The 26,136-nt window shown below is 65.0% G+C and carries 25 protein-coding genes; 15 read left to right on the top strand and 10 right to left on the bottom strand.

The features are described 5' to 3' along the window. Positions 1-19 precede the first annotated feature (19 nt). Both OS914_RS11800 and purD read right to left on the bottom strand, forming a co-directional pair. Positions 20-919, bottom strand: coding sequence for a phosphoribosylaminoimidazolesuccinocarboxamide synthase (locus OS914_RS11800; protein WP_267546262.1), 900 nt, complete (start codon positions 917-919; stop codon positions 20-22). Continuing rightward, positions 916-2,223 carry a phosphoribosylamine--glycine ligase gene (purD, locus tag OS914_RS11795; RefSeq protein WP_267546261.1) on the bottom strand — a complete coding sequence of 436 codons (1,308 nt, stop codon included), beginning with the start codon at positions 2,221-2,223 and terminating at the stop codon, positions 916-918. The genes OS914_RS11800 and purD overlap by 4 nt, the downstream gene beginning before the upstream one ends. 135 nt (positions 2,224-2,358) lie before the next feature. On the opposite strand from purD, the gene OS914_RS11790 reads away from it, so the two are divergent. From OS914_RS11790 to purM, 5 genes are all read left to right on the top strand, one after another. Beyond that, positions 2,359-3,363, top strand: coding sequence for an asparaginase (locus tag OS914_RS11790; RefSeq protein ID WP_267546260.1), 1,005 nt, complete (start codon positions 2,359-2,361; stop codon positions 3,361-3,363). An 85-nt stretch (positions 3,364-3,448) separates the two neighbouring features. Continuing rightward, positions 3,449-3,802: a sterol carrier family protein gene (locus OS914_RS11785; RefSeq protein ID WP_267546338.1), complete on the top strand. Its 354-nt coding sequence runs from the start codon at positions 3,449-3,451 to the stop codon at positions 3,800-3,802. Positions 3,803-3,850: 48 nt separating this feature from the next. Further along, positions 3,851-4,174: a hypothetical protein gene (locus tag OS914_RS11780; RefSeq protein ID WP_267546259.1), complete on the top strand. Its 324-nt coding sequence runs from the start codon at positions 3,851-3,853 to the stop codon at positions 4,172-4,174. A gap of 31 nt (positions 4,175-4,205) precedes the next feature. Beyond that, positions 4,206-5,795 carry an amidophosphoribosyltransferase gene (gene purF, locus OS914_RS11775; protein WP_267546258.1) on the top strand — a complete coding sequence of 530 codons (1,590 nt, stop codon included), beginning with the start codon at positions 4,206-4,208 and terminating at the stop codon, positions 5,793-5,795. Beyond that, the gene (gene purM / locus OS914_RS11770; RefSeq protein WP_267546257.1) at positions 5,792-6,946 is read left to right on the top strand and encodes a phosphoribosylformylglycinamidine cyclo-ligase; all 1,155 of its coding nucleotides are present in this window, start codon (positions 5,792-5,794) and stop codon (positions 6,944-6,946) included. The genes purF and purM overlap by 4 nt, the downstream gene beginning before the upstream one ends. Before the next feature lie 245 nt (positions 6,947-7,191). Here purM and OS914_RS11765 read toward each other — a convergent pair whose 3' ends face one another. Next, positions 7,192-7,416, bottom strand: a complete 225-nt coding sequence (locus OS914_RS11765; protein ID WP_267546256.1) for a DUF3073 domain-containing protein — start codon at positions 7,414-7,416, stop codon at positions 7,192-7,194. A 256-nt stretch (positions 7,417-7,672) separates the two neighbouring features. Between OS914_RS11765 and OS914_RS11760 the strand changes: the two genes are divergently transcribed. Next, positions 7,673-8,413 (top strand): septum formation family protein, encoded by a 741-nt coding sequence (locus OS914_RS11760; protein ID WP_267546255.1) that lies wholly within the window; start codon positions 7,673-7,675, stop codon positions 8,411-8,413. Between the two features lie 4 nt (positions 8,414-8,417). On the opposite strand, the gene clpB is transcribed toward OS914_RS11760, so the two are convergent. Further along, positions 8,418-11,048, bottom strand: coding sequence for an ATP-dependent chaperone ClpB (gene clpB, locus OS914_RS11755; protein ID WP_267546254.1), 2,631 nt, complete (start codon positions 11,046-11,048; stop codon positions 8,418-8,420). Positions 11,049-11,232: 184 nt separating this feature from the next. Here clpB and OS914_RS11750 point away from each other — a divergent pair, with 184 nt between their 5' ends. Beyond that, positions 11,233-11,898 (top strand): HAD family hydrolase, encoded by a 666-nt coding sequence (locus tag OS914_RS11750; RefSeq protein ID WP_267546253.1) that lies wholly within the window; start codon positions 11,233-11,235, stop codon positions 11,896-11,898. Then, positions 11,895-12,782, top strand: coding sequence for a DUF4031 domain-containing protein (locus tag OS914_RS11745; protein ID WP_267546252.1), 888 nt, complete (start codon positions 11,895-11,897; stop codon positions 12,780-12,782). The genes OS914_RS11750 and OS914_RS11745 overlap by 4 nt, the downstream gene beginning before the upstream one ends. Positions 12,783-12,807: 25 nt before the next feature. Here the strand turns inward: OS914_RS11745 and OS914_RS11740 are convergent, their stop codons facing one another. Continuing rightward, the gene (locus tag OS914_RS11740; RefSeq protein WP_267546251.1) at positions 12,808-13,986 is read right to left on the bottom strand and encodes a diaminopropionate ammonia-lyase; all 1,179 of its coding nucleotides are present in this window, start codon (positions 13,984-13,986) and stop codon (positions 12,808-12,810) included. Positions 13,987-14,063: 77 nt separating this feature from the next. Here OS914_RS11740 and OS914_RS11735 point away from each other — a divergent pair, with 77 nt between their 5' ends. Both OS914_RS11735 and OS914_RS11730 read left to right on the top strand, forming a co-directional pair. Further along, positions 14,064-14,747: a pentapeptide repeat-containing protein gene (locus OS914_RS11735; RefSeq protein WP_267546250.1), complete on the top strand. Its 684-nt coding sequence runs from the start codon at positions 14,064-14,066 to the stop codon at positions 14,745-14,747. Between the two features lie 9 nt (positions 14,748-14,756). Further along, positions 14,757-16,415, top strand: coding sequence for a sialidase family protein (locus tag OS914_RS11730; protein ID WP_267546249.1), 1,659 nt, complete (start codon positions 14,757-14,759; stop codon positions 16,413-16,415). Here OS914_RS11730 and OS914_RS11725 read toward each other — a convergent pair. The 3 genes from OS914_RS11725 to OS914_RS11715 form a co-directional block, all read right to left on the bottom strand. Then, on the bottom strand, positions 16,412-17,122 hold the full coding sequence (locus tag OS914_RS11725; protein ID WP_267546248.1) for a PspA/IM30 family protein: 711 nt from the start codon (positions 17,120-17,122) through the stop codon (positions 16,412-16,414). The genes OS914_RS11730 and OS914_RS11725 overlap by 4 nt on opposite strands. A 40-nt stretch (positions 17,123-17,162) precedes the next feature. Continuing rightward, positions 17,163-17,735: a hypothetical protein gene (locus OS914_RS11720; RefSeq protein ID WP_267546247.1), complete on the bottom strand. Its 573-nt coding sequence runs from the start codon at positions 17,733-17,735 to the stop codon at positions 17,163-17,165. A gap of 108 nt (positions 17,736-17,843) precedes the next feature. Next, on the bottom strand, positions 17,844-18,884 hold the full coding sequence (locus tag OS914_RS11715; RefSeq protein WP_267546246.1) for an adenosine deaminase: 1,041 nt from the start codon (positions 18,882-18,884) through the stop codon (positions 17,844-17,846). Between the two features lie 125 nt (positions 18,885-19,009). On the opposite strand from OS914_RS11715, the gene OS914_RS11710 reads away from it, so the two are divergent. The 3 genes from OS914_RS11710 to OS914_RS11700 are packed head-to-tail and all read left to right on the top strand — an operon-like array spanning position 19,010 to position 21,359. Next, complete coding sequence (locus tag OS914_RS11710) at positions 19,010-20,467, top strand: amino acid permease (protein WP_267546245.1); 1,458 nt, start codon at positions 19,010-19,012, stop codon at positions 20,465-20,467. Positions 20,468-20,498: 31 nt separating this feature from the next. Beyond that, positions 20,499-20,729, top strand: a complete 231-nt coding sequence (locus OS914_RS11705; protein ID WP_267546244.1) for a hypothetical protein — start codon at positions 20,499-20,501, stop codon at positions 20,727-20,729. A gap of 3 nt (positions 20,730-20,732) precedes the next feature. Then, positions 20,733-21,359: a HutD/Ves family protein gene (locus OS914_RS11700; protein WP_267546243.1), complete on the top strand. Its 627-nt coding sequence runs from the start codon at positions 20,733-20,735 to the stop codon at positions 21,357-21,359. A 58-nt stretch (positions 21,360-21,417) separates the two neighbouring features. Here OS914_RS11700 and OS914_RS11695 read toward each other — a convergent pair whose 3' ends face one another. After that, positions 21,418-22,209 carry a putative protein N(5)-glutamine methyltransferase gene (locus tag OS914_RS11695; protein ID WP_267546242.1) on the bottom strand — a complete coding sequence of 264 codons (792 nt, stop codon included), beginning with the start codon at positions 22,207-22,209 and terminating at the stop codon, positions 21,418-21,420. A gap of 241 nt (positions 22,210-22,450) precedes the next feature. Then, the gene (locus OS914_RS11690) at positions 22,451-24,166 is read right to left on the bottom strand and encodes a DEAD/DEAH box helicase (RefSeq protein WP_267546241.1); all 1,716 of its coding nucleotides are present in this window, start codon (positions 24,164-24,166) and stop codon (positions 22,451-22,453) included. Positions 24,167-24,473: 307 nt separating this feature from the next. Here OS914_RS11690 and trmB point away from each other — a divergent pair, with 307 nt between their 5' ends. Further along, positions 24,474-25,349 carry a tRNA (guanosine(46)-N7)-methyltransferase TrmB gene (gene trmB, locus OS914_RS11685; RefSeq protein WP_267546240.1) on the top strand — a complete coding sequence of 292 codons (876 nt, stop codon included), beginning with the start codon at positions 24,474-24,476 and terminating at the stop codon, positions 25,347-25,349. A 134-nt stretch (positions 25,350-25,483) separates the two neighbouring features. Beyond that, positions 25,484-25,792: a UPF0758 domain-containing protein gene (locus tag OS914_RS11680; protein WP_267546239.1), complete on the top strand. Its 309-nt coding sequence runs from the start codon at positions 25,484-25,486 to the stop codon at positions 25,790-25,792. Positions 25,793-26,136: the final 344 nt, after the last annotated feature.

Raw genomic sequence — 26,136 nt, 5'->3', positions numbered from 1 at the left:
CACGGCCGCACCGGCTCCGCTAGGCGAAAGTGCGCCCGGTCAGCTTTTCGAAGGCCTCTACGTAGCGGGCGCGGGTGCGTTCGACGACGTCGGCCGGCAGCGCCGGCGGCGGCTCGTCCGCGGTGCGGTCCCAGCCGGACGCCGGAGAGGTCAGCCAATCCCGCACAAATTGTTTATCAAAGCTCGGCTGCGCTTTTCCCGGCAGCCACTGCGCTGCGTCCCAAAACCGGGAAGAATCGGGGGTGAGCACCTCATCCCCGAGCGTGATGGTTCCGGTGGCGCGGTCCACGCCGAATTCAACCTTGGTGTCGGCCAGAATTATGCCGCGGCTCCGCGCGGTTTCCTCCGCCCGGGAATAGATTCCCAACGTCAGTGACTGCAGCTGCGCGGCGTTCTCCGCGCCAATGGTTTCGACCACCGCTGCAAAGGTGATGTTTTCATCGTGTTCGCCGACCTCCGCTTTCGCGGACGGTGTGAAGATGGGGCGCTCCAACCGGGACCCGTCCAGCAGTCCTTCGGGCAGCGGCAGATTGCACACCGTCTGCGTTTGCCGGTATTCGAGCAGCCCGGATCCGGTGAGATACCCGCGGGCAATACACTCGATCGGAAACATGGTGAGTTTCCGGCAGATCATCGCCCGCCCCGCCACCGCTGCCGGCACGCCGTCGGCAACGGTGCTGCCCAGCACGTGATGGGGGACCTGAAGCTGGTCGAACCACCACAGGCTCAGCTGCGTGAGAACCCGTCCCTTGTCCGGTATTTCGGTTGCCAGAATATGGTCGAAGGCGCTTATCCTGTCGCTGGCCACCACCAGGACCACATCTGCTCCGGCAGCTGCATTGCCCTCCGCGGGCTCGTACAGATCGCGTACCTTGCCAGAGTAAACGTGCTTCCAGCCGGTGAGCTGCGGGGCGCTCATACCCGATCCGCCTGCTCGTGAATGCCAGCAGGGGCCACCGATATTTCGCCCCGCGCCGCCTTTGCGGCAATGTCCCGGCGGTACTGTGAACCGTCCACCTTGATCAGGCCAATGCCCTCATAGGCCCGCTCGCGCGCCTCCTCCAGATCCGTTCCTAAGCCGACCACGGCGAGGACCCGGCCGCCCGCGCTGACTATCTTGCCGTCGTCGTCCAATGCCGTTCCGGCATGCAGCACATGCACCGACTCCAGAGCGTTGACCTTGTTCAATCCGCGGATCCTTTCCCCGGTGCGCGGCGCGTCCGGATAATTTTCGGACGCCAGCACGACGGCGACGGCGGCGTCCGGCGACCAGCGAAGGTCATCGATGTCGTCCAGCTGCCCCTTAGCTGCAGCCATCAGCAGACCGCCCAGCGGCGTTCGCAGGCGGGCAAGGACCGCCTGCGTCTCGGGGTCCCCGAAGCGGGCATTGAATTCGATAACGCGCATCCCTCGGCCGGTCAGCGCCAGACCGCAATACAGCACGCCGGCAAAAGGAGTGCCCCGACGGGCCATCTCGTCGATCGTGGGCTGGGCTACACGGGAGATAACCTCGGCCACCAGACCCGCCGGTGCCCAGTCCAGCGGCGAATAGGCGCCCATGCCGCCGGTGTTGGGGCCTTCGTCTCCATCGAAAATGCGCTTGAAATCCTGCGCCGGAGCCAGTGGAACGACCGTGCGGCCGTCGGAGAGCACAAAAAGCGACACCTCCGGGCCGTCCAGGAACTCCTCGATGACCACCTCACCGCCGGCATCAAAGCAGCTTTGCGCATGCGCCAAAGCCTCCGCCCGGTCTGAGGTGACCACCACGCCCTTGCCCGCCGCCAGTCCGTCGTCCTTGACTACATACGGGGCACCGAATGCATCGAGCGCATCCGCGGCCTGCTCGGCGTCGCTGGCCACGCGGGCCATCGCGGTGGGAACTCCTGCCTCGGCCATGATTGCTTTGGCGAACGCCTTGGAGGCCTCCAGCCGCGCCGCTTCCTTACTTGGACCAAAGACGGGAATGCGGGCTGCGCGAACGGCGTCCGCCACGCCGGCCGCCAGCGGCGCCTCCGGGCCGATGACGACCAGGTCCACCGCCAGCCTGACGGCCAATGCGGTCACTGCGCCGGGGTCATTGGCATCGATGGCATGGGTGGGGACCAGCCTGCCGATGCCCGCATTGCCGGGTGCGCAGTGAACCTCGGATACATTCGGGTCGCTGAGCAGGGAACGGACAATGGCATGTTCGCGGCCACCGGGGCCAATCACGAGAACCTTCACGATTCAAGGGTACTTCGCCGCGGCGGTCAACTCAGTCGCAGCAACCGCAGGCAAAACGCGATATGAGTGCACGTGCTGCGGCCCAGATGGTGTGGCCGCGGCCGCCTGCTCCCGCAACCGAATAGGATTGGCCCCATGCTGAACACATTCTCCGCGGATGCCGCCGTCGAACTGGCTATACTGGAACGCAGTGGATTCGTCGAGTCCCGACATATCGGTTCCGCCGTCGTCGTGGCCGGTGACGGTTCCGTGGTGACCGCCTTAGGAGACATCAGCGCGCCGGTGTTTCCGCGTTCCTCGCTCAAGCCCCTGCAGGCGCTCGCCTCCATGCAGGCTGGCGTTCCGCTGCGTGGAGTTCAAGCGGCGGTCGCCTGCGCCAGTCACGTGGGTTCACAGGCGCATATGGACGTGGTGGAGGGGATGCTTAAGGCCGCGGGTGTCACCGAGCAGGATTTACGCTGTCCGGAGGACTGGCCCGAGGACGATCAGACGCGCGACGATTTTGTCCGGGCGGGGCGCGGCAAACGCAAAATCGCGATGAACTGCTCCGGCAAACATGCCGCTTTCCTCTGGGCATGCAAGGAGAACGGCTGGGATCTGCAGTCTTATCTGGAGCCGAATCATCCCCTGCAACAGCGTGTCCGCTCGGTGATTGAGGAATATACCCAGGAGAGCGTGACACATACCGGTGTGGATGGCTGTGGCGCGCCGGTCATGGCCGTGTCCCTGACCGGCCTGGGCCGGGCCTTTTCACAACTGGCCAAGGCCCCGCTGGACAAGAACGCCAATGCCCGCGCCGCCACCATCAGCACTTCCATGCTGGACTACCCGTGGGCAGTGCAAGGCAGCGGTAAGTCAAACACGGTCGTGATGGAAGAGCTCGGCATCCTGTGCAAGCTCGGCGCCGAAGGTGTCTTGGCCATGGCCACTCCCTCGGGGGCCGCGGTGGCGCTGAAAATGCTCGATGGAAACGGCCGTGCCGCGACGCTGGTGGGGCTGACTATGCTGGCCGCGGCGGGGGCCGTGGATGTGCCCGAAATTGCCGGCGTGCTGGAGCGGGTGGTGAAGCCGATCTCCGGCGGCGGACGGCCCGTAGGCAGCCTGCGGCTGGGCTCGGCCGTCACCGCCCTGCTGGACTGACACTGCAGGTGAGTGGGGAGATCTGCCCCTTGAACCCGGTGATTTAGGGGCAGATCTCCCCACTCGACGATGGAGAGAGGGCCTCCTGGTGGCGAAGCGGCGGGTGGAGATCGGGGCAGGCAAGGCGGCGCTGGCGGACTGGCGCGCCGGCTCAGCGGACCGCACCACGGTGGCCGCGGCCGTCCGCTACACACTCGAAGAGGTTTCCGCCAGGGCACCGGGAAACTCCGTCGAGGTTCGGGTTCCCCCCTTCGGCGTGGCCCAGTGCGTCCAGGGGCCCCGGCATACCCGGGGGACTCCCCCGAACGTGATTGAGTGCGACGCCGCCACCTGGCTCGAGATGGCAACCGGCCAGCTGACGTGGGCAGACGCCATAGCCGCCGGACGTGTTGCGGCCTCCGGCCTCCGGGCCGATCTGGCCGGCCTTCTCCCGCTCTAACAGCACGCCCGAAACGCGGGTGCCGCCGGCGCGGGTAAACTTAGTCCCATGACTTCCCTGCCTTCCAGCGAGCCCGCCCACAGCCAGCAGGCACCCGAACTGCGGCGCGCTACGGTCCGACGAGCGCCGAAGTTCGTTCCCTTCCTCATCGCCGGTGCCCTGGTTGGGATACTGGCAGCGGCCATCGTCGCCCTGGCCGGTCCCGGCAGTGCCAGCTTTGACCGCACTACCGTCTTCGGCTTCTTCGCCGTCCTGCTGGCGCTCCCGGGCGTGGCCCTGGGCGCCGTCGTTGCGCTGCTGCTGGACCGCGGCAGTGTCCGCCGCAGTGAGCGGATTGTGCTCGAACGAGCCGACGACGCGACGTCCGCGTAATCCCGCGGGCAATACGTGAGATAATTTATCCGTGGCACGCGGAGACGGAAAACTTTCCCATGATCTTTTACCCGGAGAAAAAGGGCCCCAGGACGCCTGCGGCGTCTTTGGTGTTTGGGCACCCGGTGAAGAGGTTGCAAAACTAACCTATTACGGCCTGTACGCGCTGCAGCACCGCGGGCAGGAATCGGCCGGCATCGCGGCCAGCGACGGCAGCCGGATCAGTGTCTACAAGGACATGGGATTGGTGTCCCAGGTCTTTGACGAGACAACGTTGAACACGCTCACCGGGCATATCGCGGTCGGCCATTGCCGTTATTCCACCACCGGCTCGTCCAACTGGGCCAATGCGCAGCCCACCCTTGGCGCCACCGCAACGGGCACCGTGGCGCTGGCCCATAACGGCAACCTGACCAATACGGCCGAGCTGTATGACCTGGTGCTCGAACGCCACGGCAAGCCCACATCGGGCGAAATGGCGCAGGGTAATACCTCCGATACCGCGCTGGTCACCACGCTGCTCAAGGGCGACGACGGACGGTCGCTTGAGGACACGGCGATGGACCTGCTGCCGAAAATCCACGGCGCCTTTTGCTTCGTTTTCATGGACGAGGGCACCTTATACGCGGCGCGGGACCCGCACGGCGTCCGCCCGCTGGTCTTGGGCCGTCTGCAGCGCGGCTGGGTAGTAGCTTCCGAGGGAGCCGCTCTCGCCACTGTGGGCGCCAGCTTTATCCGGGACATCGAGCCGGGTGAATTGATCGCGATTGGCGACGACGGCGTGCGCAGCCAGCGGTTTGCGCCCGCCACTGCTGCCGGTTGCGTTTTTGAATACGTCTATCTCGCCCGCCCGGATGCCACCATCGCCGGACGCTCCGTCTATGAGTCCCGGGTGGAGATGGGCCGGCAGTTGGCCCGGGAAAACAGCTTCGATGCGGACATTGTGATTCCGGTACCGGAATCCGGAACGCCCGCCGCCGTCGGTTATGCGGAGGAATCCGGGATTCCCTTTGCTCATGGATTCGTCAAAAACGCGTACGTGGGCAGGACGTTTATCCAGCCCAGCGAGACGCTGCGCCAACTCGGGATCCGGCTGAAGCTAAACGCCCTGGAATCCGTCATCCGCGGCAAGCGGATTGTGGTGGTGGATGATTCAATCGTTCGCGGCAACACCCAGCGCGCCGTGGTAAGGATGCTGCGCGAAGCCGGTGCTGCCGAGGTGCACGTGAAAATTTCCTCCCCGCCGGTTCGCTGGCCCTGTTTTTACGGCATCGATTTTGCGTCCCGCGCGGAACTGATCGCCAACGGCGCGGCAGTCGATGAGATCAGCAAATCGATCGGCGCGGATTCCCTGGCGTATATCTCCGAGGATGGCATGATCAATGCCACCTTGCAGCCACGGGAACGGTTGTGTACGGCGTGTTTCACCGGAAATTACCCGATCGAGCTGCCGGCCGCAGACCGCCTTGGAAAAAACCTGCTCGAACGGACAGATCCGGCGGATGACACCACGTCCACCGGCTGTGACCCCGGACCGGATGCCGAATTCGAACCCCTCCTCACGGCCAGCGACAGGCAATCGTCCGGTTCCTCGGATACAGAGAAGAAAGAGACGGTATGACTTCCGCCGCCCCCCATTCGTCATCAGCCGCATCATCGGGCATCACCTACGCCAGCGCCGGTGTTGACGTCGAGGCCGGTGACAGAGCCGTGGAATTGATGAAGGACGCAGTCAGGGCCACGCACGGCCCGCAGGTACTCGGCGGCGTTGGCGGGTTCGCCGGCCTCTACGACGTTTCCCGGTTGCTGACCTACACGAAACCCCTGCTCGCCACGTCCACGGACGGCGTCGGGACCAAGGTTGCCATCGCACAGTCGATGGACATCCACGACACGATCGGCTTCGACCTGGTCGGGATGGTGGTCGACGACATTGTGGTGGTGGGAGCCGAGCCGCTGTTCATGACCGACTACATCGCCTGCGGCAAGGTGGTCCCAGAGCGCATCGCGGATATTGTCCGAGGTATTGCGGCGGCCTGCGAGGTTGCCGGGACAGCCCTGGTCGGCGGGGAAACCGCAGAACATCCCGGTCTGCTCGGCGAAAGCGAGTACGACGTTGCAGGAGCGGCCACAGGCGTCGTCGAAGCCAGTGACCTGCTCGGCCCGGACCGCGTCCGAGCCGGTGACGTGGTCATTGCGATGGCCTCATCCGGTCTGCACTCCAATGGTTATTCGTTGGTCCGCCGTGTCGTTAATCACGCCGGCTGGGCACTGGACCGCCAGGTCTCGGAGTTGGGCCGCACCCTCGGCGAAGAGCTCTTGGAACCAACCCGCGTATATGCGGCGGACTGTCTGGACCTCGCGCGCTTCCTGCCCGTCGGCCAACCCGCAGGCGTGCACGGATTCAGCCATGTCACCGGCGGTGGCCTGGCCGCCAACCTCGCCCGGGTGCTTCCGCAGGGACTGCTGGCGACGGTGGACCGTTCCAGCTGGAGCCTGCCGGCCATTTTCAGCCTCGTGTCCGAACTGGGCAGCGTTCCCCTCCCAGACTTGGAACGCACCCTGAATCTTGGCGTTGGAATGGTGGCCATCGTTTCGGCCGAAGCCGCAGACTCCGCCGTCGCCCGCCTCAATGGTCGTGGCCTGCCCTCGTGGGTGATGGGTACCGTCTCGACGGCTTCCGCGGACATGGATAAGCACGGCCCGGACTACGTCCAGGGCGCTAAAGGGGTCGACGGCGGTGCCGTCCGGTTGGTCGGCAGCTACGCCTGAGAAATCAGGATGCCGCCCCGGCCATAATGGCGAAGGAAGCTCTTTTGGGGATCGCTGAAGACTCCCACCCGGCCCAAGACCGGGCACGCCACACAGCGGTGCGATAACCGCCGGCAGGAAGAGAGACGGTAACAGCAAAAACCCCGCCATGACGTTACGGCTATCTCAATAACCGAACATGGCAGGGTTGAAGCTGCTGTTGCACCGGACGATGCCGGTGACAGGCGACCATCGGATCGATGAACCTAGCCGATCTGTCGGCTGTCTACCTCGTCATCGTCCTGCGCATATTTGTCCTCGTAGGCGGAGTAGTCCGGCTCTACGGGGGTCTGCGGGTAACGGCCTGAAGTGGCACGCCTCTCGGTGGCCCCCAGTTCGCGCTGGAGTGCCGTGTAATCAGTGTTCGGGGAATAATACTTGATATCCCGAGCCTGCTTGGTTGCCTTAGCCTTTTGACGGCCGCGCCCCATGGCGTGACCCCCTTTTACACTCGGACCGGAGGTGGTCGCTCGGCTAAGAGCGAGGCCCCGGAATATTCGGTCAATTTGTCGTACCTCTAGATTACATGCTTTCGGCACTGTCCGTGTGCCGAACACGGATGGAGGCTGTCACCGTAACATTTGCGGGCCCGGACTCTCCGCACCGACGCCGGAAACTTCGGTAGAGTCTTAGGACAGGGGAGGATCCCAGCGAACGCGGCGACCGGCAGGAAAGGTGTTTTCTTCGATGAACGAGCGGGACAAGGATCAGACCGGAGCCGGTCAGGAACAACCCCGCCCGGATAGCGTTGAGGCACAGACCGCGGCACGACTTTCCCCGACAGAGCCGAACAAGCCCGCGTTCACCCCCGTAGAACCTGCGTCGACCAGCAACCGGCGGCTGTATGTCATTATTGGGGCCGCCGTCGTCGCCGTGTTGGTGATCATCGCGCTGATCTGGCTGCTCGTCGCACTGATCAGCGGAGGCAAGGAGACGAGTACGGGCGCGGGTACGCCGTCGGTCGCTTCCGCTGCCGCGTCGAAGACGGTCCTTGCGAGTGGCACCCCCCAGCCCACACCCAGTGCGACGCCGTCGGCTTCGGCCGTTTCCACCGCGTCGCCCGGCGGCACCGGCCTGATCACCTCCGATGCCCCGCCAACCAAGTGGGCCAAGGGAGATTGCTTCCGCGCGTTCAAGGATGCCAGCCAGAACGCGGATATCGTCGACTGCGCAACCCCGCATGCAGCCCAGCTCGTCGCGACCTATAGCTATCCGGAAGCCGGCAACTACCCGGGGCTGGACGCGCTGAAGGCCAAGGCCGCCGATACCTGCAGCAGCGTTAAACTCTCGAGCGCGGCCAACAATTACACCTACAAACCAAAGTCGGGGTATCCGTCCCAAACCACCTGGGCCAAGGGCGACCGCCGGGTGGACTGCATCATTGTGGACGACTCGGGAGACAACATCCGGGAATCGCTGCTGAGCTGAACGGTCAGCTTATTTTGCGGCTGACCGAAAGGCCCGCCCCTGTGCCGCGGGCCAGTGCATCCACACTCAGCTCCTCCACATCGGCCGCCGTGTCCACCAGCACCGTATCGCCGTCGGCTACCGTCCCCGCAAGAATCTCCCGGGCCAGCCGGTCGCCGATTTCGCGCTGCACCAAACGCCGCAGCGGCCGGGCACCGTACGCCGGGTCGTAGCCGGTCATCGCCAGCCATGCCTTCGCCCCCTCCGTCACTTCGAGGCTCAGACGGCGCTCGTGCAGCCGGGCCGCCATCGACTGCACCTGCAGGTCCACTATCTTGGACAGCTCCGCCACGCTCAACGCGTCAAACATCACGATGTCGTCCAGCCGGTTCAGGAACTCCGGTTTGAAGGACGCATTGACCAGGTCCATCACCAGCTGCTGCTTCGCTTCCGGAGCCAGCGTCTGGTCCACCAGATACTGACTGCCCAGGTTCGATGTCAGCACCAGAATGACGTTGCGGAAATCAACAGTGCGCCCCTGACCGTCGGTGAGCCGACCGTCGTCGAACACCTGCAGCAAGATGTCGAAGACTTCCGGGTGCGCCTTTTCCACCTCATCCAGCAGCACCACCGAATACGGGCGACGGCGGACGGCTTCTGTGAGCTGGCCGCCCTCCTCGTACCCCACATACCCCGGAGGTGCCCCGACCAGGCGGGCCACCGTGTGCTTTTCGGAGTACTCGCTCATGTCGATCCGCACCATGGCACGCTCGTCGTCGAAGAGGAAATCCGCCAATGCCTTGGCAAGTTCCGTTTTACCTACGCCGGTGGGGCCCAGGAACAGGAACGAGCCGGTGGGCCGGTCCGGGTCTGAGACTCCCGCCCGGGACCGGCGCACGGCGTCCGAGACAACAGCAACGGCCTTGGATTGGCCGATCAGCCGCGCCCCGAGCACCTGCTCCATCTGCAGCAGCTTCTGCGATTCACCCTGCAGCATCCGGCCGGCAGGAATCCCCGTCCAGGCGGAAATCACTTCGGCGATATCGTCGGCAGTGACTTCCTCGGCGACCATCAGCTGGGACTTGTCCGGAAATTCCTCCTCGGCAGTGGCCGCGTCCAGTTCGCGCTGCAGTGCGGGAATCTCGCCGTACAGCACCCGCGAGGCCTGCTCCAGATCGCCGTCGCGCTGTGCCTTATCCGCCACCGAGCGCAGTCCGTCCAGCTTCGCCTTGAGTTCGCCAACCCGGTTTAGCCCCGCTCTTTCCGCATCCCACCGGGCGTTCAGCGCATTCAGTTCCTCCTTTTTATCGGCCATATCGGCGCGCAAAGCATCCAGCCGGTCACGGGACGCCGGATCGGTTTCTCCGCTCAAGGCCAGCTCCTCCATGGTCAGCCGGTCCACTGAACGCCGCAACTGGTCAATTTCCTCGGGGGCGGAGTCGATTTCCATCCTCAGCCGGGACGCGGCCTCGTCCACCAAGTCGATCGCCTTGTCCGGCAGCTGCCGGCCGGCAATGTACCGATTGGATAGCGTCGCTGCGGCCACCAGCGCTGAGTCGGCGATCGCCACCTTATGATGGGCCTCGTAGCGTTCCTTTAAACCGCGCAGAATGCCGATGGTGTCCGGCACACTGGGCTCACCAACATAGACCTGCTGGAAGCGCCGCTCCAACGCCGGATCCTTCTCGACGTGTTCGCGGTACTCATCCAAGGTGGTCGCGCCGATCAGCCGCAGTTCGCCACGCGCCAGCATCGGCTTGAGCATGTTGCCGGCATCCATGGATCCTTCCGACGCGCCGGCGCCCACCACGGTATGGATTTCGTCGATGAAGGTGACAACCTGACCGTCGGAATTCTTGATTTCCTCCAGCACTGCTTTGAGCCGCTCCTCAAATTCCCCGCGGTACTTTGCCCCGGCGACCATTGCCGCCAGATCCAGGCTGATCAGGGACTTCCCACGCAGGCTTTCCGGTACGTCTCCGGCCACCATCCGCTGGGCCAGACCCTCGACGACGGCCGTCTTCCCCACGCCTGGCTCGCCGATCAGCACCGGGTTGTTCTTGGTGCGTCGGCTCAGCACCTGGATCACGCGGCGGATCTCGGAGTCCCTGCCGATCACAGGATCCAGCTTGCCGGAGCGTGCGATTGCGGTCAGATCGACGCCGTACTTTTCCAACGCCTGAAAGGTATTCTCCGGGTCCGGCGTGGAAACCTTGCCGCCGCCGCGGACATTCGGAAGCGCCGCTTCCAGTGCTTTGGCCCCGGCCCCGGCATCGCGCAGCACCTTTCCGGCCTCTCCTGCGTCGGCGGCGACGCCGAGCAGCAGATGCTCGGTGGAGACATAGCTGTCCCCTAAGCGGTCCGCCTCCTTTTGGGCGGTCTGCAGGGCCAGCAGGGCATTCCGGCTCAACTGCGCCTGGGCGACGCTGGTGCCGGAGGAGGCGGGGAGGGAACGGATGGCTCCGCTGGCACCGCGGCTGATCTGATCCGGATCGACGCCGGCGCCCTTGAGTAGAGCGACGGCCACACCTTCGCGCTGATCCATCAGCGCCTTGAGCAGATGGGCCGGCTCAACCTGCGGATTGCCCGCCGTCGAGGCGTTCATGGCCGCGGCGGAAAGCGCCTCCTGGCTCTTGGTGGTGAACTTGGTATCCACGAAAAGACTCCCTTCACAGCGCTCTTTCGGCCCGTCACGGGGCCACATCTAAACTACTAACTTGAGTGTACTACGCTCAAGTTATCTAGGAGTGAAATTAGTATCCATGATTGCGCGGAGCGAAACCGGAGTCGGTGAAAGCAGCGGATGCAAAACCGGGGCCGATAGCCACTAGCGTAGAGGAATGGACTCCTGCGGACTGGTGATCTTTGACTGCGACGGCGTGCTGGTGGACAGCGAGCGGCTGACGGTGGCGATCGAGGCGCGCCTGCTCACCGAACTGGGTGCGCCGCATTCGGAGCAGGAGGTGGTGGACGCCTTCATGGGCAGGACCGCCGCCGCGGGACAGCTGGTGCTGGAGAGGCTTCTGGGGACGGAGCTGGCAGCGGAATTCGACCGCCGCTCAACGGTGGAAATCCGGCGGACCTTCAGCAGCCAACTCGCCCCGGTCGCAGGAGTGGAACGGGTGCTGGCGGCTCTGCGGGCGCAAAACCTGCCGTATTGCGTGGCCTCCAGCGGGTCCCATGAAAAAATGCGGCTCACCCTAGGCCTGACCGGGCTGGCCGGCGAGTTTGACGGGCGGATTTTCAGTGCCTCGGAGGTTGCCCGCGGCAAACCCTTTCCGGACCTCTTTGTGCATGCCGCACGGACGATGGGAGTGGATCCGGCGCGCTGCGTCGTCGTGGAGGACAGCGTTCCCGGCGTGCAGGCGGCGGCCACCGCGGGGATGACAGCCTACGGGTTCACCGGCGGGCTCGCCGCGGCGGGCTCGCTGGCCGCCGCCGGAGCCATTCCCTTCGGACGTATGGAAGAACTGCTGCGCGAATTCGAGCCCGGCGGAACCCGGTGACGCTCTATCTGGACCCGCCGGTCTGGCCGGCGCACGGCACCGTGTTTTCGCATCTGGTCTCGGACACCTCACTGGCCGAGCTGCATGAATTTGCTGACGCCGCGGGAATTGCCGTCCATGCCTTTGACCGGGACCACTACGACGTCCCGCAGCGCCGGTATGCCGACCTGGTCCGCCACGGAGCCGTCGAGGTTTCCGGTAAGGAACTGGTTCGGCGGCTGATTGCCAGCGGCCTGCGGGTTCCGGCGCGGGAGCGGCCGGAAGCTTTGCAGGGCGTTCTGCTGCAGCGCTGGAGCGTGTTGCTTCCGGGCCGGCAGGCGATCGGGCACGACCTGCTGGCACGCTGGAGTGAACCGCACCGGCATTACCACGGGCCCCACCGCCTGCTGGCGGTGTTGGAAGCCCTGGCGCTGCTGACTGCGCGCCCGGAGCGGGCCGTTTTGCTGGCCGCCTGGTTCCATGACGCCATCTACCGCGGCGTGGCGGGAGCGGATGAGGAGCAGTCCGCACAGCTGGCGCAGTCCCTCCTGGCACGGGCCGGGCTGCCCGCTGGACAGGTTCGTGAAACGGCGCGCTTGGTCCGGCTAACGGCCAGTCATGCGGCGGAGCCGGCGGACGACGGCGGCGCGCTGCTGTGCGATGCCGATCTGTCCGTACTGGGCGGCACTCCGGAACAGTACCGCCGCTATGTGAGCGCGGTTCGGGCCGATTACGCGCACGTTGGTGACACCGACTTCGCAGCCGGCCGCGCCGCCGTCGTCCGCCGGCTTCTTGAACTGGATCCGCTGTTCCACACCGGCGCCGCCCAAAACCGGTGGCTGGCGGCCGCGCAACGGAACCTCGAGGACGAGCTCAGCGGGGATCTTTGGACACCAGGACACTGAGGACAGCACCTCCTCGGTGAGCACCTCAGCTCACTGGATTGGCGGCCAGGCTTTCCGTGCTGAGTAAGACCACCACGGACGCGGCGGAGATCCCCATCGCCTGCCGGAGTGCGGCATTCTCCGCCACCACTTTTATCCCCGCCAGTGAGGCCGCCCCGCACGGCCCGCTATCGAGTCCCAGCCGCGCCAGCTCCCTCACGGCCTGGAGGTCCTGATCCTCCGTGATCGTGACGGCGGCGTCGACACCGCCCTGCAGTACGGGCCAGGCGATGCTGGAGACGGTGCCGCAGTTGAGCCCCGCCATCCGGGTGGGGCCGGTCCGCACCGACACGGGACGGCCCGCCCGGAGGGACTCGAGCAGACACGCCGATTCCTCCGGTTCCACGCTGAGCAGCGAAGGGCTGGCTACACCGGCGCCGCGGCCCTCGCCGCGGTAGTGGGCCACGGTGGCCTGGATCAGCGAACCGACCCCGCAGGGGGTGACCACAACGTCCGCACCGCTGGCCCTGGCATCGCGCAGCTGCGCGTCGATTTCGCGGAAGATCGTTGAATATCCCTGAACAATCCAGCCGGGAATCTGTTCGTATCCGGCCCAGGCCGTGTCCTGCACCAGCAGTGCCTGCGGATCCGCTGCAGCGGCGCGTGCGGCCTTGCGGACCACATTGTCATAGGGTTCATCGACTTCGGTCAGTTGCGCCCCCTCACTGACAATGCCGTCTTTGGCCCGCTGACCGATGGACGCGGGGACAAACACCCGGGCTTTCAACCCGAGCAGGGCGGCGGTGTGGGCCACAGCCCGGCCGTGGTTGCCGTCCGTGGCACAGACCAGCCGGACTCCACCATCCAGCTGTTTCCTCAGCTCATCAAAGGTCCAGAGCCGATCGGGTTCGGACGTGGTGGCTGCCAGGGCCCGGCACACGGCCCACGACGCCCCCACCATTTTGAACGCCGGGAGGCCAAACCGTTCGGCTTCCTCTTTCACGAAGACCCGTCCCACCCCCAGTTCCGCGGCGAGTTCGGGGCAGTCGCGCAACGGCGTGGGTGCATAGCCGGGCAGCCGAAGGTGAAAGTCCAGCACGTGACCCGGTGCCGAAACACTGGGAAAGTCCCGTGCTGATGGGTTGGAGTACCAATCGCCGCGCCGCCGGCTTTCCGTCGGGCCGGTGGAGGATGAAGCAGTGCCAAATGCCGGGGTGCCAGTCATGTGACCATTGTGCGGCCGGTGCCGTGAAACGGCCAGCACCGGCCACAGTCGGTAGGTCGGTCGGTAGGCTGGAAACCATGGTTTCCAAGTCCTCCCAAACCGGCCGTCTCCAAGCACCGCGGCTATCCCCCGTCACGCTGCACGATCTGCAGGAATCGGCAGATGCGTCCCTTCTCTCCGGCGACAGCTACGACAGCGAGCGCTTTGAGCGCCCCACGCTGGACGGACTGGATCTCACGGCCTGCGACTTCATCGACTGCCAATTCCAGGGCGCCACCTTCCACGAGGCTCAACTGCGCGGCGTCAGGTTCCGCAATTGCATCCTCGCCGATAGTTTTGCCCCGGTCTTCACCGCAGCCCGCTCCACCTGGCGGGATGTGGTCATCACAGCTCCGCGCTGGGGCTCGGCGGAGTTATACGACAGCAGCTGGCAGTCCGTGCGAATCGACGGCGGGAAGCTGGATTTCGTCAACCTGCGGGCATCGAAAATTTCCGATCTGCTGATCAGCGACTGCATCATCAATGAACTCGATCTTGGCGGCAGTACGGTGAACCGGATGGCGCTGAGGAACTGCCGGATCGGCACCCTTGACGTCACCGCGGCAAAATGTGCGGGTTTGGATCTGCGCGGCAGCGACTTCAGCGCCATCCACGGCCTCGGCAACTTGGCCGGAGCGGTCATCGACGAACACCAGCTGGGCCTGCTGGCTCCGCTGCTCGCCGAGCATCTGGGTATCAGCGTCGCCTGGGCCGGACGCTAAAATTCAATCATGACGCCATCCTTTGACCGTGTCCTGGCTACCCGCGGGATCGACGGCTACCGGCAATACCGGATTCCGGCTATGGCGGTGAGTACCCGCGGCACGGTCCTTGCGGCGTATGACGGCCGGCCAAATCTGGATGACCTGCCGAATCCGATCGATCTTCTGGTGCGCCGGAGCAGTGATTCCGGCCGGACATGGGGGCGGCAGCAGGTAGTTCGCACCGGAACTGGCCTGGCTGGCTTCGGCGACCCGAGTCTGCTGGTGGATGCGGAAACCGGCCGGATTTTCATGTTCCACGCGGCCGGCACGCAGGCAGGCTTCTTCGAAGCGGTAGCCGGGCTGGATCCGACTGATGCGGTGCAGCACTGCGATTACAGTTATTCCGACGACGACGGCGTCAGCTGGCAGCACCGCCGGATCACCGACCAGCTCAAAAGGGACCGGATCACCGGCATTTTCGCGGCAGCCGGCCAGGGTATCCAGCTGCACGCAGGCCCCTACCGAGGCAGGCTGATCCAGCAGTTCGTGGTCCTGGTCACCGAGGAGAAATCAGCAGGGAAGGCGGCTGGGAACATCCTGGCCGCCTCCGCCTACAGCGACGACCACGGCGACACCTGGACCCTGGGCGAGTTCATTGGTCCGGATACAAATGAGAACAAAACTGTGGGACTTTCCGATGGACGGGTCCTGCTGCACTCCCGCGCTACGCCGCACCGGCTGACGGCAATCTCCACCGACGGCGGGCACTCCTACTCGCGTCCCCGGCCGCATCAGGACCTCCCGGATCCCAGCGACAATGGCTCGGTGACCAGGTTCGACGGCCTCCCCGTCCTGGCCGGATTGTCCTCGCCAGGCACCGACAGCTGGCTGATCGCCACGCACAATCACGACACCGCGCTCCGGCGGAACACGGTGCTCAAGCTCTCCGTGGATAACGGCGCCTCCTGGCCGCACGCCGTGGTCCTGTGTCAGGGCAGCAGCGCCTATTCCACCGCCGCCCGGCTGCCGGACGGCAGAATCGGGGTGCTCTACGAGCGGCAGGGTTACCGGGAAATCGTTTTCACCTCAGTGGATTCGGCCCGCCTGCGTGCCGCACCGGCCGCGCCCAGGGCCGGCGCGGCGCGCAGAAACGAAGCGGATGTTGTTCTCGAGGTGGAACTGCGCTCTATCTCCCCGGGTCTGCCCGAAGTCTGGCAGACGGTGGGGGAAAGTGTGGCTTTGCCCGGCCCGCAGGGGGACTTCCCCGCGGCCGTCTGGAAGGAGATGGGCCAAGGGTACTCCGTCGACGCCGTCCAAATCCTCTCCAACCGGGAGTCGCAGGAGCTGAACTACGGGCCGCCCCGCCCCGGTTATGCCAGCGGGGACATTCTGGCGTTTTCCGCCAGGGTCACCAATCACGGCAGCCAGCCTGCCGCCGTCGTCCTGACCGGGAACTTCAACGCAGCCCCGGCCGAGCGTCCCGTCCAGCTCCCTCCCGGCGGCGAACACCTCTACCCCTCCCTGACCTACACCGTGACGGCGGCCGACGTTGCCGTCGGGTCCGCGGCTGTCTCCTTCGGTCTGCACTCCAGCGCCGCCGCCATGCGGGCATCCGATGGCGCCCCGGTGCCGGGCAGGGAGTTCCGGTTCGATACGGAAACCGGAGACGTACGGATCGGTTCCTAGACCAGCCGGGAGTGCCGGCTTGCCTTCATCAAGGACAGCTCGGCGTCCACCTGGTGCTCGGCGCTGACCCGGTCGAGCTCGCGGGCCACCGGGTCGTTGAACGGCTTGGTCGGGTCCTCCAGCGTGCCGGACCTGTTCATCTCCTCCAGTGCGGCCGACCGGGCCTGCATTTGCGCGGCGTGCTCCTCGGCCCGGGCCATCGTGAGGGAGACCTCGGCCATCTCTTTATTCAGCCCGCCCAGCGACTCACCGATCCGGGTCTGGGCTTCCGCGGCCGAGTACGTTGCCCTAATGGTCTGCGCCCGAATGCGGAAACCTTCCACGCGGATCTGCAATTGGCCGAATCCGGCCGTGAGCGCCGTTTCCTGCGCATACAGCCCATCACGCGCTTGCTTAATCCCGTCCAGTTGAGCGGACAGGTCGGCACGCCGGGACAGCGCCACATGGGCCAGCTCGTCCTGCTCCAGGTCCACGGCCTGCTGCGCCTGCTGCTGCAGGCGCCCCATCGCCGAATGCAGCTCATTGGCCTGGATCTCCAGCCGGTGCCGGCTGGTAGCTACATCTGCAATACCGCGCCGCACCTGGTGCAGAGCCTCCAGCTGGTTCCGGTAGGCATAGTCCAAACTGCGCTGCGGGTCCTCATATCGATCCACCGCGGCGTTGGCCTTGGATCGAAAAATCATCATGATGCGCTCAGTCAGCTTCATGGCCATGCTCCTGTCGTTGCTGATGTCGGCGGGGGGCCGGCTAAGGGTGCCCCAGACGGGTATAGGTGGCAGCCCAGTTGTCCAGCATCTTAGCTTCAACGTCCAAACGCCGTGTGAGAGCGGAAATGTCGACGGCGGTCATCGGCTGCGAGGTCCTAGCCAGCGCCTCCCGCACGCCGGCGCAGGTGTGCAGTACCTGTTCGCTCTGGGTTCCAAGGGTCTGTGCGTAGACCCGCGCGATGGCGGGATCCGGCTCCTTTTCCGCGACCGCCAGCTGGCGGTCAAGCACGCCGGCGGCATGATTCAAGGTCTGCACAATGTAGCCAAGGTTCCCCACGTGCTGGCGCGAATCCACGGCGACGGCCAGGCTCCTGTTGGTGGCCGCCAGACTATCCTGCAATTTCAGCCGCGTCACGGCCAGGCCACGACGCTGCGGATCCGGGCTCTTGGTCCGGTAGATGAGGGCACCCCGGCGCGCTCTGCTCACGGGAGCGACCCGCCGCGCGACATTTCGGCCGCCGCGATACAGCAGTACACCGGCAATAGTCACTCCTGCGCCGACAACCACCACGAGGATCAGCAGCAGAATCAGCAGAACGCTTCCGGCATCCATTTTCCCGTTGCCTCCACACAATCGTCAGGCCGCAATCGTGTTCGGCACTGCGGCCTATGCGCAGTAGCCTAGCACGCAGCACAGGTAACTTAGAGGGCCGGCACCTGCTTAGCCCCCCGGCACCTGCTTAGCCCCCGGTTGCGCGGTGCGCCAGTTTTCGACCTCGGCCAGCAGTTCCTCGCACCGCTCCGGCGTCAGGAACGCCGAGCGGACCGAGTTGGCGGCCAGTTTGGCCAACTGCGTGCTGTCCAGAGCAAACGTGCTAACCAGCTGCGCCATATTGTCATCGAGGTAACCGCCGAAGTAGGACGGATCATCCGAATGTACGGAGATATTCAATCCACGGGCCAGCATGTCGGGCAGGGGGTGGTCCGCCAGCGTATCCACCGCCCTCAGCCGCACGTTGGACAACGGGCAGACGGTGAGTGGGATCTGCTCCGCAACCAGGCGGTTGACCAGTTGTTCGTCCTCAACGGCCCGGATTCCGTGGTCGATTCGGGCCACGCCCAGCAGATCCAGAGCTTCCCAGATGTAGTCGGGTCCGCCTTCCTCGCCGGCGTGCGCTACGCATCGGAGTCCGGCGGCATGGGCGCGCCTGAACACAGCAGTAAATTTCGACGGCGGATGGCCCACCTCCGCTGAATCCAGGCCGATGCCGATGATCGGCGCGTCCATGGCAATCAGCTGCTCGAGGACATCGAGGGCCTCCTCCGCGGTCCTGTCCCGCAGGAATGCTGCGATCAGTGACGTGCTCAGGCCGTATCGAGCCTCGCTGTCCGCCAGCCCCCGGGTGACGCCGTTGATGCAGGTCTCCAGCGCCACACCGCGGAGCAGATGCGCCTGTGGATCGAGGAAAATCTCTGCATGCCGCACACCCGCGGCACCGGCCCGCACCAGGTACGCCCGCGTCATATCCTCGAAGTCCTGCTCAGTCAGCAGGACGGCCATATTGCTGTAGTACAAGGTCAGGAACGACTGCAGATCGGTGAACTCGTACTGGGCCCGCAACGCGGAAACGTCCCGATACGGCAGCGCGATGCCGTTGCGCACGGCCAGCGCGAAGATGAGCTCCGGCTCCAGCGTCCCCTCGATATGCAGGTGCAGCTCGGCGGTAGGCAAGCGGGCGGGACTCAAACGCGATGTTGGCATGCACCATTCCATCACGCCGCGGGCCCTCGCCGGCCACGGAGAACCGCGGGGTGTCGCGCAGTGGGTCTTGACACGGGAGTAAACTGAGCCGATCCGAGCGGTGGCACGATCTTCCGGAGGCACTGATGAGTCAGCTGGCAAACCCCTACTCAATCTGGCGGCGCAAACCCGTCCAGGATGTCGATGAGGAAAAAGGCGGCGGGCTGCTGCGCAGCCTTGGTCTATGGCAACTGACAGCCATCGGCGTCGGCGGCATTATCGGCGTTGGGATCTTCACGCTCGCCGGGGTCGTAGCCCACGGGGACAGTGGCAACCCGGGCGTCGGACCAGCCGTCGTCATCTCCTTTCTCGTCGCAGGGCTGGCCAGTGGCGCGGCCGCTCTCTCCTATGCGGAGTTCGCCGGGATGATTCCCCGCGCCGGCTCCGCCTATACGTATGGTTACGTGGCACTGGGCGAGCTGGTGGGCTGGTTCATCGGCTGGGACCTGCTGCTGGAATATATCGCGATAGTGGCCGTGGTGGCGATTGGGATTTCCGGATATTTCAGTGCCTTTATGGGCGGCATCGGCGTCACCGTGCCCGACTGGATTTCCAGTGCCTGGACCCCCGATACGCCGCACGGCATCATCAACCTGCCCGCCGTCGTCGTCTGCCTGCTGGTGACGTGGATCCTTAGCCGGGGTTCGAAGAGTTTCGGCCGGTTTGAACTGGTGGCCGTGGCGGTGAAGGTACTGCTCATCCTCGGAATTATCGGGATCGGCATGTTCCATATCAACGGCTCCAACTTTGTTCCGTTTATGCCCACCAGTTTTGGGCCGGTCCTGGGAGGCGCCGCCACAGTTTTCTTCGCCGTCTTTGGTTATGACGCAATGAGCACCGCCGCCGAAGAAGCCACGGACGCGAAAAAACACATGCCCAAGGCGATTATTCTCTCGCTGATTATCGCGATGGTCCTCTACGTGATGGCGACCCTGGTGCTCACGGGCATGCAGAAATACACCGACCTCAACCCGAACAGCGCGTTCGCTTCAGCCTTCGATTCCGTAGGGCTGCCGACGATTGCTACCATCATTGCGGGGTTTGCCGTGATTTCCATCCTGACGGTGATGCTGACGTTCCTGCTCGGCGTCACCCGCGTCTGGTACGCCATGAGCCGCGACGGCCTACTCCCGAAGTGGTTCTCCCAAACGGATAAGAAACGCGTTCCGCAGCGCGTCACCTGGATTGCCGGCGGGGCCTCCGCGGTGCTGGCCGGGGTGCTTCCCATCCGGCTCGTGGCCGATTTGACCAATATCGGCATCCTCGCGGCCTTCGTGGTGGTATGCATTGCCGTCATCGTGCTGCGGCGCACCAAGCCCGATGAGCCCCGGACCTTCCGGCTTCCCTTCATGCCCGTTGTGCCCGCGTTCGGTGTGCTCGCCTCCTTGTTCCTGATCACACAGCTGCATTGGGAGACCTGGCTAAGGTTCGCGATCTGGCTGATCATCGGCCTGATCGTTTATTTCTTCTACGGCCGCCAGCACTCATTGATGAATCCGGACAGTCCGCGCCACGCTGCTTTGTCCGCTCCCGTCAGTGACTGATACCGGCACATCCGCCGAGTAGTCTGGGGACATGCGTAAAAAATCGGGTCGGGCGGATCTGGTCTTCCAATTCGTCAGCTTTGCTCTGGTCTGCCTGGTCCTGTCGGTGCTTCCCTGGCCGTTCCTGCTCAAGGTGGCAGCCGCTTTCGCGCTGTCCCTGCTGCTGTCCGCGGTGTACACGCGGGCCCGGCGGAACGCACAGCGCCGGAAGATGGAGCCTAAACGGATGCGCGTCATCAGCGTTAAAAGCGTGGAGGACTAGCCCGTGCAGGTCATCCGCTACAGCCAGCTCAGCCCCGAGCGCTGGGCCAACGGCGACGGTGTCACCCGCACGCTGGCCGCGCAGAAGGCAGCCGACGGCGATGGCTGCCTTTGGCGGATCAGCATCGCGGAAGTGAGTACGGCGGGTCCGTTCTCGGCGATGCCGGGCATCGACCGCATCGTCACCGTGATCGACGGTGAGCTGCTTTTGTTGGAGGTCGACGGCAGCGAGCATCTCCTGGAGAAATACCGCCCCTTCCGTTTCTCCGGGGACAGCAGCACGAGTGCATCGCTGCCCACGGGCAATGTCATGGACCTTGGCGTACTGGCCCGAAGACGGAATATCAAGGCGTACACCACTGTTGTTGAGCTCTCCAAAAAGCGGCCGCATCCCGTTTTTGCCGACCAATTCGCGGTTCTCCTGCAGGGTCAGGCAACGGTGAGCGAAGGAGCAGTGCCTGGGGTGACCGCCGCGGCGGCAGGCGGCGTGGGGGCAGCCGAGGTGGCGTCGGGCCAGGATGTCGGCACCGTCGCGCTCTCCCGTTTTGACGCCGTCGCCGGTTCCGATGCCGCCCCCGAACTCACCGGGCGGGGCTTTGTCGCTATTGTCAGCATCGGCGCCGCGCAGTGACGGCAGCCCTACAGTAACAGCGTCCCCGAACACCCCCCGAATTACCGGCAGTCGCGGCTCAATCCGCGACGCTGCCGATCACGACGGTTGCGTTCAAATCCGGGCAGTGGATAACTTGTGGGGTCAGCCCATTGCGGCTGAAAATGGCGGCCGACTCCGCGGCCTGGCGCTCACTCGTCTCGATCAGCAGATGTCCGCCCGGCGCCAACCAAACAAGCGCCCCCGCTACAACCCGGCGCTGCACGTCAAGCCCGTCCCCCCCGCCATCCAACGCCGTTCGGGCCTCATATAGGCGCGCCTCCGGTGGCATCATCGCGATGGCCTCGGTCGGCACATAAGGAGCATTGGCCACCAGGATGTCCACGCGTCCGCGCAGCTCGGCAGGCAACGGGGCAAAGAGGTCGCCCTTGAACACCCGGCCGCTGACGGCAGCAACGTTGGTTACGGCACACCGAACCGCGGCCGGATCGATGTCGACCGAATACAGCTGCCCGTGAGGGATGGTGGCGAGCAGTGCCGCACCCACGGCGCCCGAGCCGCAGCACAGGTCCACGAGGACCGCAGCCGGGGCCGCCAGCGCTGCGGCCTGAAGGACCAGGAATTCGGTGCGGCGCCGAGGCACGAAAACGCCCGGCGCCACGACCATCCGGAGGCCGCAGAATTCCGCCCAGCCCAGAATCTGTTCCAGCGGCAGACCCGACAGCCGGCTCTCCAGCATGGCAGCGAGGTCGGCCGGCGTTTGTGCGCAGTCTAGGAGCAAATCCGCTTCTGCCTCGGCAAAAACACATCCCGCGGCCCTCAGCGCCCGGACGACGTCAGCGCGAGGCGGAAACCGCGGGGGACCTGTCACGGCAACCGTGCTGATCCCCGAGCGCGCCCGTCAACGGTATGGTTCGACATGCGTTCACCCTAACAACTGCGCAAGGTTTCCACGCCCGTCCTTCGTTAGCGGCCTGAAGTATCCTGCCCTGCAGTTCCCTGCAGTGCCCTGCCCCGCCTTGGGTTACCTGCGGTCTATGCCGAACCGGGCAGCCGGCGAAGGCTAGAAAGTCTGCCCTCGCCGACCACCCGGCCGGATGAAACCTGCGCGCCTAACGGCCGCGGCGCTGATTCGACGCTGGTGCCGAGGCGCGGCGGGGACCGCCGGAGCGGCCTGCGCCGCCGGAACCCCCACCGTTGTAGCTGCCGGTGGACGTTCCCCCGGTGTTTGAGGACCAGACCTGGGCGGAGCCCTGCGTGCGGGGGGCAGTGCCGCGCTGACTTGCGGCGTTCTGCCCGGCACCGGAGCGGCCTGCGCCTCGGGATGCATCGTTGTGGTGTGATGCTGCGTGGGGGGCGCGCTTGGGGCCGCGCGCTACATCGGCGCCGCCCTCGGCACGGGCCGGACGACGGTTCTCACTGCCGAAACGGGGGGCCTGCGTTTGGTCCTTGCGGCGGTCCTCGCGGTTACCCGCTTCGGTTGTGCCGGCGGAAACCCGGCCACGTCCGCCGCGTCCCCCGCGACCTCCGGCGGTCGGCGCGGCCTGGCCCGAACGGCGGGCGCGCTTGCGCTCGGCATTCGCGCCAGTGGACTCGCCGCCGCCTTGCTGGCCGTTCTTTGCCGCCTGCAATGCCGCACGGGTGCGCGGGTCAACCTTGCCGGCGACCTCGCCCACCAACTTGGCGATCAACGGATGGCTGGCCGTGACGCGTTCAAAGGAGACGTCGACGCCGGCGGCCTTCATCAGCTTCTTCACGTCCGACTGCTGCTCCGGCAACGTGATGGTGACAACCGTTCCATCAGATCCGGCTCGAGCCGTCCGGCCGGAACGGTGCAGGTATGCCTTGTGCTCCGTCGGCGGATCAACATGGATGACCAGTTCGACGTCGTCGACGTGCACTCCGCGCGCGGCAACATCCGTGGCCACCAGGACGCGCACGTCGCCAGAGGAGAACTCGGCCAGGTTACGGTCCCGGGCGTTCTGCGACAGGTTTCCATGCAGGTCCACGGCGGGAATACCGGCGTCGGTCAGAGTTTTGGCCAGCTTGCGGGCATGGTGCTTGGTGCGCATGAACAGCAGGCGGCGGCCGGAGCCGGACGCCAGCTCGGTGATGATCTGCTTCTTCACCGTCTGATCGTTGACCACCAGGACGTGGTGTTCCATGGTGCTCACGGACGCCTTGGGATCATCGACCGAGTGGGTCAAAGGGTTGCTGAGGTAACGCTGGACAATCTTGTCCACCCCGTTATCCAATGTGGCGGAGAACAGCAGGCGCTGACCGTCCTTGGGCGTGGTGTCCAGGAGCCGCTTGACCACCGGCAGGAAGCCGAGGTCAGCCATATGATCTGCCTCATCCAGCACGGTGATTTCGACGGATTCGAGGGTGACCAGACGCTGCTTCATCAGGTCTTCCAGCCTCCCCGGGCAAGCAATGACGATGTCCACGCCGGCCTTGAGCGCGCGCTCCTGACGCTGCTGCGAAACGCCCCCGTAGATCACGGTGGTGGTGAGGCCCATTTCCTTGGCCAGCGGTTCAATCGTGTTGTTCAGCTGGGTAGCCAACTCCCGGGTTGGCGCCAGCACCAGGCCCAAGGGGCGGCCGGGCTTGCGGCGGTAGGCTGCCTCGGCCTCGGCCAGACGAGCGACCAGCGGAAGGGCAAAGGCAATGGTCTTTCCGGAGCCCGTACGGCCGCGGCCCAGCACATCCCGACCTGCCAGCGTATCGGGCAGCGTCTTGACCTGTATGGGAAATGGCTCTTCAATGCCTTTGGCGGCGAGGGAAGCGGCGAGGACCTTGGGCACACCAAGGCTGGAGAAAGTAGTCATAAAAAATGGTTGCTTTCGGTTCGGCATAAATACGATGCCCCGGAGCCGGTCGGCACGCAGGGATTCGCCGAAGAAATGTCAGAAAATGTCTACCGCAGACCATGCACTGGGCCCGGCGTACGGGCTCAACTGTTGCAATGGAAGAGAACTTGCGGGACTGGATCAACGCGTTCATCGACGCATGAAGGGCGAGAAAACGCGCTTCAAGTTCCTTCAGTCTAACAGGTTTTGACGGCGGGCCTCCACGGTGGCCGGACCTTCTACCGTCGTCGAACCCCGACGCCGTCCGAAAGGTACGCTGGTGATGATGAGTGACTCCGAAGATCCAACTGCCTTCCTTCCCCGTGCCGTGACCCCCGGCAGCCAGGCCGCGCACGGAACCTATCAGGGGCAGCCCGTTTCGTTTGTCCGCCGCGGCACCCGCCTGCAGGGCCGACGCGAGCGGGCTTGGCTGGAGCACCAGAAGGCTTACGCCGTCGACGTGCCGCGGCACGTTGCCGACACCTCCGTGCACCCGGACTTCATCTTTGACGCGGTTAAGGTTTTCGGACGCCGGGCGCCGCTGATCGTGGAAATCGGCTCCGGACTTGGCGATGCCGTCGTCCATGCCGCCGAACAAAACCCGGAAAAGGACTTCCTGGCGGTGGAGGTCTACCTCCCGGGCCTGGCGCAGACCCTGCTCAAGGTTGCCTCGCGTGATCTGACCAACGTCCGGGTCGTCCAGGCGAACGCGCCTGAGGTCCTCAGCACCATGCTTCAGCCAGCTTCAGTGAGCGAGGTATGGGTCTTTTTTCCGGACCCGTGGCACAAGACAAAACACAACAAGCGCCGGATGGTCAAGGATTCCTTCGCGCCGCTGGTCGCGCGCGTGCTCCAGCCCGGCGGCCTATGGCGGCTGGCCACGGACTGGTCGGATTACGCGCGGCAAATACGTGATGTTGCGCGTGCATCCGAAGACTTTGACAACGTGCACGACGGCGAACGCGCCGGCGCAGAGAGTCCGCTCACCGAGGCGCGGCTTTCCGGAGTTGATTGTGATCCCTCCGATGAAACGGATACGGAGGGCGGCTGGGCACCGCGGTTCCCGGGGAGAATTTTGACTGGGTTTGAAAATAAGGCACATCTGGCGGGGCGGACGATTTTTGACCTGACCCTGCGGCGCCGCCAGTCCCTGCACGGGTAGTCGGTGCACTGGTGCTCCCTGCACTGGCGATCGGTCCACAAGCGCTCCCTGCACTGGCATTGCGGACACCGGGCTTATCCACAGCAGCACAATTTGCCGGGCCGAGGGCGGCGGACGCACCTAACCTGAGGGACATGAAAGAGCACACAGCCATAGCCCAAATGAGTATCGCTGATCGCCCTCGGGAGAGATTACTCTCCGTGGGGGTCCGCCGGCTCAAAGATGCAGAAGTGCTGGCGGTCATCATCGGATCGGGGATACCCGGCTGCAGCAGCATCGAATTAGCCGCACGCATCCTGCGCAGGACATCCGGTACTGCGGGCCTCGCGGAAGCCAACGTGGAGCAGCTACTGGCGATCGACGGCGTGGGGCCCGCGCTGGCCATGCGGATAGTCGCAGGCTGCGAACTCAGCCGAAGGGCCGCACACCGGGCAAAGGGCTGAAAGCCGGCGGCCCAATGCTATCCACCACATCAACTTCGTGGTCGCCCAATTTTTCGGTGGCCGCCCAACGCTGGTCACGGCCGGGTTGGGGCCTGGGGAACCCAGCCCGCAAACATGCCTCGCAAAGCGCCCAGAACTCCCCGAAATTCCTTGTCCACAGACCCGTATTCTATTGTTTGTTCTACTTGATAGGTCTAGAATGAATATATGTTCGACAACGGGAGGACGGGTACCGGAACCAGCGAAACGACCGACGCTTCGCCCGCTAGGCCTGCTGTCCTCGCACCCTCTGGCGTCTCGGTCCCCATCGCGGCCGGGATCTCTACCCTCGTACCGTTACCCTC

Source organism: Arthrobacter endolithicus (assembly GCF_026627425.1).
Taxonomy (GTDB): Bacteria; Actinomycetota; Actinomycetes; order Actinomycetales; family Micrococcaceae; genus Arthrobacter_M.
This window is presented reverse-complemented; position numbering and strand designations above follow the sequence as displayed.